Here is a 10011-nt window from a genome sequence, read left to right on the forward strand (position 1 = left end):
AATCAGAAAGAAAGATCGCGGAACTGCGGTAAAATAGATTTTACCTAAAGGAAATGTATTATATTGTTTTGTTACCAAAATAACATCTATATTCCTCATATTTAGCTGTACGAGACAGAAATTAATGCATAAGGGAGTTGAATAGGTAAATAAACTTTCAGGTGCGAACAAAAAACCTTTAAAAATGTTTTAATTCAAGTATTGTGAATGAGATATATAATAGGTATATTAACTAAAACTTAACTTGATTAATTATGAAAAAAATTAGATTTGTAGCAGTTGTATCCATGCTTGCAATTGCAACGGCTGTCAGCGCACAAGTAAGTCTCGGAGTAAAAGGTGGCGTGAATATGTCCAATTTCTGGGGTGAAGAACTGAACAGTAAAAATGCTAAGTTCGGGTTTAATATTGGTTTAGCTGCCGAGTATGAATTTGCTCCTGCAATGGCAATTCAGTCCGGGCTTTTTTTTACAACCAAAGGCACAAAAATTGATTATGATTTTCCAATCATCGGAGAAGTGGACGGCACAGTTAATTCGTTGAATTTGCAGATCCCTGTCCATTATGCCTATAAGACTGATATTACCCCGGGAACACGTATGGTATTTCATGGCGGCCCTTATGTAGCTTATGGTGTAGGAGGTAAAATTTCAAGTGGTGGTGTTGACCTGGCCGATACTTTTGGCGATGATGGATTACTTAAACCATTTGATGCCGGGTTAGGACTCGGTGTAGGTGCAGAATTTGGGCCTTTCCTTGTTGATCTCGGATGGGATATGGGATTGCTTAAGATTGCCAATTATTCCAATGGCGATGTAAAAAACCAAAACGCATATCTCTCTGTAGGATATAAGTTTTAAATCAGATCATAATATTTTTACTATCCCTGCATATTTACCTGTGCAGGGTTTTTTGTGGCTGCTTTTTGACCTTATAATCCCTCTAAAAGTTTCATCTATTACAAATGTGCCAATAAAGATGTTGATATTATATGCAATATCAATAGTTTGGTGTTTTTTTTAAATCTTATAAATCGCTGAATGTCAATAGAGTATGGCTCTTTCGAGGGTCCTGCGTAACCTCTTGCCTATCTGTATCTTAGATGAAAGATTTGCGATTTATTACAGAAGAGAACTATTCAAAAAAGCAACTTCTGATTGAAATTTTTTTGAATCATACATAATTTGTATCTTGCACGAATTACAATCAATATTTCTGTATAAACATATAAAGTATTGAAATATAGTATGTACGGCTGTAGTTGCAACAGATCCGAAAGTTGAATAAAAAAATATATGAGGAAATTGATTTTTGTTTTTTTGCTGATTCCTTTTTCTCAAATGTTATGTGCAGAAAAGGACTTTATGCAATTTAACCACGTTTATTATCCTCAAGAGGGTATTACGAAGGCTGTCCTGATAAGCAAAAATAAGAAAATTGAAGAGGGAGGCATAGTGCGTGGGAATACATTCAAAAAGCAGCTCTCGCTGGTTTTTACAGGACACGAATATGCCGATGGTGCCGAAACCATTCTGCAAGCATTAGAAAAAAATGGAGTGAAAGGTTCATTTTTTCTCACAGGTGAGTTTTATCGCAAATATTCTGTCATAGCACGAAAACTAGGAGAGGAGGGCCATTATATGGGCCCACACTCCGATAAACACTTGCTATATGCCGACTGGAATAAGCGCGACTCAACACTTGTGACCCGCCGGCAGTTTGAAAAAGATCTGAATGATAACTATAAAGCAATGCGGAAAATTGGTTTGAAAATTCAGTCGCCCCGCTATTTTATGCCACCTTATGAATGGTATAACCGGGAGATCAGTTATTGGGCAAAAGCGAAGGGAGTACAGATAGTAAATTTTACACCTGGAACTACATCAAATGCCGATTACACCACTCCCGATATGAAGAACTACCGTTCTTCGGAAACAATTTATTACAATATTTTAGAATATGAAGAGAAAGATGGATTGAATGGTTTTGTACTTTTAATTCATATTGGAACCGATCCGAAGCGTACCGATAAGCTGTATGATTTATTGGATGATCTGATAAAAGAGTTAAAAAAAAGAGAATACCGGTTGTTAAGGATTGATGAACTGCTGAAAGGGTAGGCTGTCTGCCTGTCAATCTCTTTTTTCCCATTATCTGTGACTTCAATATGGAATATCATATATATTGTTTCGAAAAATTCTCATTGATTTTTTTCAAGCTCCATAAAAGATCACAAATTTTTTATGTAAGTTTGCTAAAATCAAAAGATAAGTCTCGATGCAAAAAAATCTCGTTCTCTCAGTTTTCCTGTTTTTAGCAAGCTTTGGCTATTCACAGACAGCTTTACAGCAATTCATCACTCATCCTGCTCTTAAGCATGCATCGGTTGGAATATCTGTTACCGATATGAAAACCGGGAAGAGGATTGTGTCATATAATGCCGATAAATCGCTCGCTCCGGCATCGGTGCTGAAGCTGGTTACCACAGCTACAGCAATTGAAGTTCTTGGCGAAAACTACAGATATAAGACCGACCTGGCGATAGATACAAATGATCCCTCTCGTATACTGGTTATTGGATCTGGTGATCCCACTTTGGGGAGTGAAGCATTTAGAGAGAACCCCAACGCTTTCTTCATTAATGGTGTCGATGCCTTGAAAAAGTCTCTTCCTGTGGACCCGGAATATTTTATCTACGTTGTTGATAACCTGTTTGGTTACAACGGTATTTCTCCTGAATGGACATGGATAGACATTGGTAATTATTATGCAGCTGGCGCTTACGGGATCAGTATTTTCGATAATAGCTACAGGCTATTTTTCAATACTACCGATAAGAATGGCTGTCCAAAAATTCTTCGCACGGAACCTGCAATAAAAGGGCTTAAGTTTCTGAACAGCTTGTCGCTGAATAACACGGGACTTGATAACGGTTATATTTATGGAGTTCCTTTTTCTTACGATCGGGCCGTTAGAGGAGATATACCTGCAGGGCGGGTCGAATTCAGCATAAAAGGAGATATTCCCGATCCTGGCTTGCTGCTGGGTGAGACTCTTGCCGCTTATCTCTCCCGGGCCGGCTTTAAAATTGGCAAGGTGGAGACAGCCCGTTCAGATTATTTTTCACTGAACTGCTCATCAGACAGAAGCCAACCGTACCATATCGGCAGGGTTATCTTTACACAGCTTTCCCGCACATTGAAGGAGATTATACATGAGATAAACGTAGAGAGCAACAATCACTATACCGAACATCTTATCCGTACCATTGGAAGATACAGCAATAAAGATATCTATGCCGATCCGCTTGAAGCAGGTATAGAGTATGTTAAGGAGTTCTGGAAGAGAAAAGGGGTTGACGTCTCATCGCTGCAAATGTACGACGGATGTGGCCTGGCACCTCAGGATGCGGTGAGCGCCTTGTTTTTAGATGATCTACTGGTTTATATGTATAATAAAAGCAATTATTCAATTCCTTTCTTCGATTCACTTCCGAAGGCAGGGCAGGACGGAACACTTCAGAACTTCCTCCAAAATACCCGGCTAAGTGGTAAAGTTTCGGCAAAGAGCGGCAGCATTGGCGGAGTACAGTGTTACGCAGGATATCTGGTCGATGGCAACAAGAAGTTGGCTTTTACCGTGATGGTCAATAAATTCAATGGAGCCCGTATTCAGGTAAAAGGTGCCATTGAACAGTTTTTGCTTAGTTTGTGAAAAAACAGGTGTTTGTTCGTTTATTAACGTGATTTCTAAAGGATGCTGACCAATTCAATTTCAAAAACCAGAGTGGTGTAAGCGGGGATAGTCCCTGATGAAATATCTCCGTATCCCATATACCATGGGATCCAAATTTCCCACTTGTCACCCACCTTCATATGCTGCAGTGCAGTGGAAAAACCATCTACAAGCTCTTTTATCTGGAATTTACTGGGGATATTATTTCTGTTTGCAGTTGAATCGAAAATTACTTTATTGTAGATGATGTTACCCTTATCATCTTTGTAGGTGTCCGATTTCGACCAGTCGCGCTTATACCATCCGGTATAAAGCACTTCAACCCTGTCGGTGAAATACGGGGTTGCGCCGTCACCCGACTCAATCTCCTTTTGCATGATAAACCCTTTTCCTGATTGAGAATTTATCTTTTTATACCTGGCATCGTTAGTGATGAGGGCAAACTGTGCTTCGTTGTCGAGCTTCCACTTGTCATCAAATGTCTCTGTTTTATCACATGATGTAAACAGAATGGCAGCACTTAAAATGATGAATATGGTTGAATACATCTTCATAATTCTATTCTGATAATTGTTTCAGTAAATATTTCATATCGGCCTTGTCTGCAATGGTGTGTTGCAGTGAATCTATGGATACCCTTTCTTGTTCCATGGTGTCGCGATAACGAATTGTTACCGTATTGTCTTCGAGCGTCTGATGGTCTATGGTGGCACAGAAAGGTGTGCCTATGGCATCTTGTCGGCGATATCGTTTGCCGATGCTATCTTTCTCGTCGTACTGGCAGGTAAAGCAAAATTTAAGTTCGTCCATAATTTCACGTGCTTTCTTTGGCAACCCGTCTTTTTTAACAAGCGGGAGGATGGCCAGTTTAACGGGTGCAAGTGCCGGGGGCAGCTTCAGCAATACCCGTGTCTCTCCGTCTTCCAATCTCTCTTCGTGGTAGGTAGCGGCCAGTATCGATAGAAACATCCTGTCCACACCTATTGAGGTCTCAACCACATACGGTACATAAGATTTGTTCAGTTCCGGATCAAAGTATTGCATCTTCTTGCCAGAATATTTCTCGTGCTGGCTCAGATCGAAATCGGTACGGGAGTGAATTCCTTCCACCTCCTTAAATCCAAACGGCATTTCAAACTCTATGTCTGTAGCAGCGTTAGCATAGTGCGCCAGCTTATCGTGGTCGTGAAAACGATATTTTGCGGACCCAAAACCCAGAGCCTGGTGCCATTTCATACGGAATTGCTTCCAGTGCTCAAACCATTTCAGTTCTTCTCCCGGGGCAACAAAAAACTGCATCTCCATCTGTTCAAATTCACGCATTCGGAAGATGAACTGACGGGCAACGATCTCATTGCGGAATGCTTTCCCTATCTGTGCAATGCCGAAAGGTATCTTCATACGTCCTGTTTTCTGGACGTTTAAGAAATTGACAAAGATACCCTGTGCTGTCTCGGGTCGAAGATAAACCTTCATGGCACCGTCGGATGTAGATCCCATTTCTGTGGCAAACATCAGGTTGAACTGACGCACCTCTGTCCAGTTACGTGTTCCGCTAACTGGACAAACAATCTCGCAGTCAATTATAATCTGGCGTAGCTCCTCCAGATTGTTATCGTTAAGCGCCTTAACAAAGCGGCTGTGAATCTCATCCCTTTTCTCACAGTATTCCAATACTCGAGGGTTGGTCTCACGGAACATTTTTTCATCAAACCTGTCTCCAAAACGTTTTTCAGCCTTTTTTACCTCTTTCTCTATCTTGTCATCCTGCTTTGCCAGATACTCCTCTATCAGTACATCGGCACGATACCGTTTCTTGCTGTCCCTGTTATCTATAAGCGGGTCGTTAAAAGCTTCCACGTGTCCCGATGCTTTCCAGATGGTAGGGTGCATGAAGATGGCGGAATCTATTCCTACCACATTCTCATGCAGTAGCACCATGCTGTCCCACCAATATTTCTTAAGGTTGTTCTTTAGTTCCACACCCATCTGTCCGTAATCATACACAGCTGCCAATCCATCATAGATCTCACTTGAAGGGAATACAAACCCGTACTCTTTGCAATGCGATACCAGTTTCTTAAAAACGTCGTCCTGTTGTGCCATAATTTTGTAGTGCATGTTTTACCAGTACCTTTTTCTTCAGGTTACAGGCTGATTACATGCTTTTATTTCATATTTCTATCTTTATATTTGTTTCAACCTGCAAAGTAAGTGGTTTTTTTTGAATTTTTGGTTACCATTATTCTTAAAGATAAATAATGACCCCCTTTTTGGGAGAGCTTGACGAAAAATTGTACTTTTGTGACCGTATCACTTGAAACGATGAAAATTTTCAGATAAATATGGCGAATGGAATGAAAACGTTGGCAAAGGAGACCTTTTTTTACGGTTTGGGAAGCGTCCTGCCAAAACTCCTTAGCTGGCTTTTATCGCTTTATTGGGCTTTTGCACTGCCAAGGGTCTCCGATATAGGGGTGCTCACCAATTTCTATGCCTGGGTGGCTCTTCTACAGGTGATTCTTACATACGGGATGGAGACCGGCTTTTTCCGTTTTGCCAATAAGGAGGATAACCCCGTAAGGGTTTTTTCAACCACATTTATCAGCATCGCTGCAACAACATCGATATTCTTTATCCTGGCATTATTATTTCTGAAGCCGGCAGCATTAGCATTGGGTGGCACGGCAATGAGACCTCACTACCTGTTAATCATGGTTGTAATCCTATGCTTTGACGTACTTGGTTCAATTCCTTTTGCCAATCTCAGGTTTAAAAAGCGGCCCATACGTTTTGCGACTATCAAGATAGCGAACGTAGTACTCACCATCCTGTTCAACCTCTTCTTCTTTCTGGCTTGTCCACGGCTTCAAGCCGTTTACCCAGACATATTTTCTTGGTTCGATATCAGTAAAGGTGTAGATTACATACTTATATCAAATCTTGCTGCTTCTGTTATTCAGTTTCTGATGGTATCGCCGGAGCTGAGAATCAGATTGACTTTCGACATGCAGCTGCTCCGCAAAATGTTGCAGTATTCTTTCCCCATTCTTATTCTTGGTGTTGCGGGCATTTTGAATCAGACAGTCGATAAGATTGTCTTTCCCTGGGTTTATCCTGATAAGATAAATGCTTATACGGAGTTGGGTATCTATGGACAGAACTTCAAGATAGCCATTATTATGGTGATGTTTACCCAGGCATTCCGCTATGCCTTTGAACCATTTATCTTTGCCCGGAATAAAGAGGCTTCAGGTGACAGGCAATCGTTCAGTGATGCTACTAAATATTTCATCATCTTCGGATTGTTAATCTTTCTAGTGACCGTAGGTTACATTGATATTATCAAATATCTGATACCCGTTAAATATCACGTTGGATTGAAAGTGGTGCCAATTGTCCTTATGGGTGAGCTGTTTTTCGGGATTTATTTCAATCTCTCTCTCTGGTACAAACTTACCGATCAGACAAAATGGGGAGCATATATTTCAATATTTGGCTTTATTATCACCATATTAATAAATGTGCTGTTTATTCCGCACTTTGGTTATATGGCATGTGCCTGGGCGTCATTCATTGCCAATCTATCTATGATGCTAATATCTTATTTCCTGGGGCAAAAAAATTATCCTATTCCATACAATTTAAAATCAGCCGGATTCTTTTTTCTGCTGTCAATAATCCTTTTTGCAGGAATTGTGTCAACATATAACTATGTTCCAAATCTGTGGAGCAGATTGTTGTTAAACACCGCTTTTATAGTGGCGTATATATTTGTGGTTGTGAAGAGGGAATTCCCTTTGAGAGAATGGCCGTTTATAGGGAAATATTTTAAGGCATAAAACCCAATAAGTTCAGTACGGGCCACTAAAAGATGCACTCAAAGAAAATTAATTGGGAAGGAAAAAACTTAGTGATCATTAAAATAGAATCATTAACTCATAATTTGGATTTTGTAATTTGGAAATTGCAACTATGAATTTTGAGCTCAGATTTCAGAATTTTTGATGATACATCAGAAAAATTTAAGATTGTAAACAATTTTGATGATATGTAATATCAGGAAATTGGGAATCAATAATCAATAATCAATATAGAAACTTTATTCTTTATGAAGAAACCATTTTTATCTCTTGCTATATTGCTCGTAACATTCTTGTCGAGAGCCGATGAGGGCATGTGGCTTCTAAAGGAGCTTAATAGCGAGAGCGTTGCACGTATGCAGGAGTTGGGCTTTACATTTCCAGCGGATAAACTTTATAGTGAAAACAGCCCATCGCTGAAAGATGCTGTTGTCATCTTTGGCGGAGGATGCAGTGGTGTTGCGGTATCAAAAAAAGGATTGATTTTCACTAACCATCACTGTGGATATGGAGCTATACAAAAACTAAGCGATGTTGAGCATGACTATTTGAAGAACGGTTTTGCTGCAAACAAAAGAGATGATGAATTGTATGCAGATGGCCTTACCGTTTCGTTCCTCAGGTCGATGACAGATGTAACCAGCCGTATTGTGCCCAATGTGCCATTAGTGCTCAGTGAAATACAGCGGGAGCTGGCTATTGACTCCATCTCTAACGAGTTGATCAGGGAGTATGAGGATGATCCGTTTACTCATGTTCGTGTAGTCCCTTTTTACTCCCGCAACAAGTACTATATGGCTATTTATGATGTTTTCCGTGATGTACGATTGGTGGTTGCTCCTCCCTCGTCGGTGGGGAAGTTCGGGGGTGATACCGATAACTGGATGTGGCCGAGGCATACAGGTGATTTCTCTGTCTTTCGTGTCTATGCCGGAAAGAACAACAAGCCTGCAAATTACAGTAAAAGCAACGTTCCGTACAAACCCAAACATGTAGTTCCCGTTTCGATTGCAGGTGTTACGCAGGGCGATTATTCGATGACGGTAGGATATCCTGGGAGTACGCAACGATATTTGTCGTCTTGGGGAATACACCAGACAATGGAGTCTGAAAACACTCCCCGTGTTGAGGTGAGGGGCGCAAAGCAGGATGTATGGTGGGATGCCATGAAAAAAAACGACACAATCCGCATCAAATACTCCAATAAGTACGCCGGAAGCTCCAACTACTGGAAAAACTCAATGGGAATGAACAAGGCAATTGTCAATCTTGAAGTATTACCCCGGAAAGAGTTACTGGAAGCAAGGTTGCTTAAATGGATCAACAGCAATCCCAACAACAAAGCAAAATACGATAGCACTCTCACAACTCTTAAAGAGGCCTATACCGGCTCAGATGAAATGGCTCGTTATACTACCTACTTTCTAGAGACATTCAATAACGGTATAGAGCTGATAAGGTTTGCCAACACCATCCTTCAGTTCGATTCCGGTGGAACCGAAGAGGACAAGCAGGCGTTTATTAACGACCGTCTTATAGAGTCGTATAAAAATTATGATCCCGGACTGGATAAAAAGGTGCTTCCCATTTTAATGAAGCTTTATGCAGAACGTGTGCCTGAACAATATCATCCCGATATTTACAATAAAATAAGGGAGGAGTTCGGAGGCGATTATGAAAAATATGCCGACTGGCTGTTTTGCAATACACAGTTTACCTCTCTGGAAGAGTTACTGCAGCTGTTGCAGTCTGCCGATATGCAGGAGCTGACAAACGATCCGGCTATGGAGCTGGCGCTGTCCGCGACCGATATGGGGTATGAACTGTCGGGAAAGATGATGCCGGCCTATGAGAAAATACTTCGTGGCGAAAGGGAGTTCATGGCAGCCTTGATGGAAATGGATTCCCATAGAACTTTCTATCCCGATGCCAATTTCACGCAGCGGATGAGCTACGGAACGGTGAAAGGTTACAAACCGCGTGATGCTGTCTGGTACGATTACTATACAACAACAGAGGGAGTATTGGAGAAACAGAAACCGGGTGACCCGGAGTTTGATGTACAGAGATATATCCTCGATGCCATCCGCTCAAAGGATTTTGGAATGTATGGTGATAAAGATGGCTGCATGAGGGTGAATTTTTTGTCCGATAACGATATTACTGGCGGCAACTCCGGCAGCCCCGTGCTGAATGGTAAAGCGGAGCTTATAGGCCTGGCATTCGATGGTAACTGGGAGTCGCTGAGTGGTGATATCCTCTTCGAACCCTCGATGCAGCGCATGATCAGTGTCGATATTCGTTATGTTTTGTATATAATAGATAGGGTGATGGAAGCGCCAAATATTATAAAAGAGTTGAAGATAGTTAAATAGAAGTAGTCTTTCAACGAACGAAACAGCCTCTCATTAGC

7 protein-coding genes are annotated in these 10011 nt (G+C 41.0%); 5 read left to right on the forward strand and 2 right to left on the reverse strand.

The genetic code is table 11. The features are described from left to right. Nucleotides 1–254: 254 nt before the first annotated feature. The 3 genes from B3B27_RS09865 (at nt 255) to dacB (ending at nt 3714) form a co-directional block, all read left to right on the forward strand. Nucleotides 255–860, forward strand: a complete 606-nt coding sequence (locus tag B3B27_RS09865) for a porin family protein (RefSeq protein ID WP_238867025.1) — start codon at nt 255–257, stop codon at nt 858–860. A gap of 504 nt (nt 861–1364) precedes the next feature. Then, nucleotides 1365–2120 (forward strand): polysaccharide deacetylase family protein, encoded by a 756-nt coding sequence (locus B3B27_RS09870; protein WP_286845556.1) that lies wholly within the window; start codon nt 1365–1367, stop codon nt 2118–2120. A gap of 157 nt (nt 2121–2277) precedes the next feature. Next, on the forward strand, nt 2278–3714 hold the full coding sequence (dacB, locus tag B3B27_RS09875; protein WP_286847365.1) for a D-alanyl-D-alanine carboxypeptidase/D-alanyl-D-alanine endopeptidase: 1437 nt from the start codon (nt 2278–2280) through the stop codon (nt 3712–3714). A gap of 35 nt (nt 3715–3749) precedes the next feature. Here dacB and B3B27_RS09880 read toward each other — a convergent pair whose 3' ends face one another. Both B3B27_RS09880 and B3B27_RS09885 read right to left on the reverse strand, forming a co-directional pair. Next, nucleotides 3750–4289: an FKBP-type peptidyl-prolyl cis-trans isomerase gene (locus B3B27_RS09880; RefSeq protein ID WP_286847366.1), complete on the reverse strand. Its 540-nt coding sequence runs from the start codon at nt 4287–4289 to the stop codon at nt 3750–3752. Between the two features lie 4 nt (nt 4290–4293). Beyond that, nucleotides 4294–5841 carry a glycine--tRNA ligase gene (locus tag B3B27_RS09885; RefSeq protein ID WP_286832558.1) on the reverse strand — a complete coding sequence of 516 codons (1548 nt, stop codon included), beginning with the start codon at nt 5839–5841 and terminating at the stop codon, nt 4294–4296. A 239-nt stretch (nt 5842–6080) separates the two neighbouring features. Here B3B27_RS09885 and B3B27_RS09890 point away from each other — a divergent pair, with 239 nt between their 5' ends. Then, nucleotides 6081–7577, forward strand: a complete 1497-nt coding sequence (locus B3B27_RS09890) for a polysaccharide biosynthesis C-terminal domain-containing protein (RefSeq protein WP_286922794.1) — start codon at nt 6081–6083, stop codon at nt 7575–7577. 269 nt (nt 7578–7846) lie between these two features. Beyond that, nucleotides 7847–9973 carry a S46 family peptidase gene (locus B3B27_RS09895; RefSeq protein WP_238867015.1) on the forward strand — a complete coding sequence of 709 codons (2127 nt, stop codon included), beginning with the start codon at nt 7847–7849 and terminating at the stop codon, nt 9971–9973. Nucleotides 9974–10011 lie beyond the last annotated feature (38 nt).

The sequence above is a fragment of the Proteiniphilum sp. UBA5463 genome (assembly GCF_002427225.1).
In the GTDB taxonomy this organism is placed as follows: Bacteria; Bacteroidota; Bacteroidia; order Bacteroidales; family Dysgonomonadaceae; genus Proteiniphilum; species Proteiniphilum propionicum.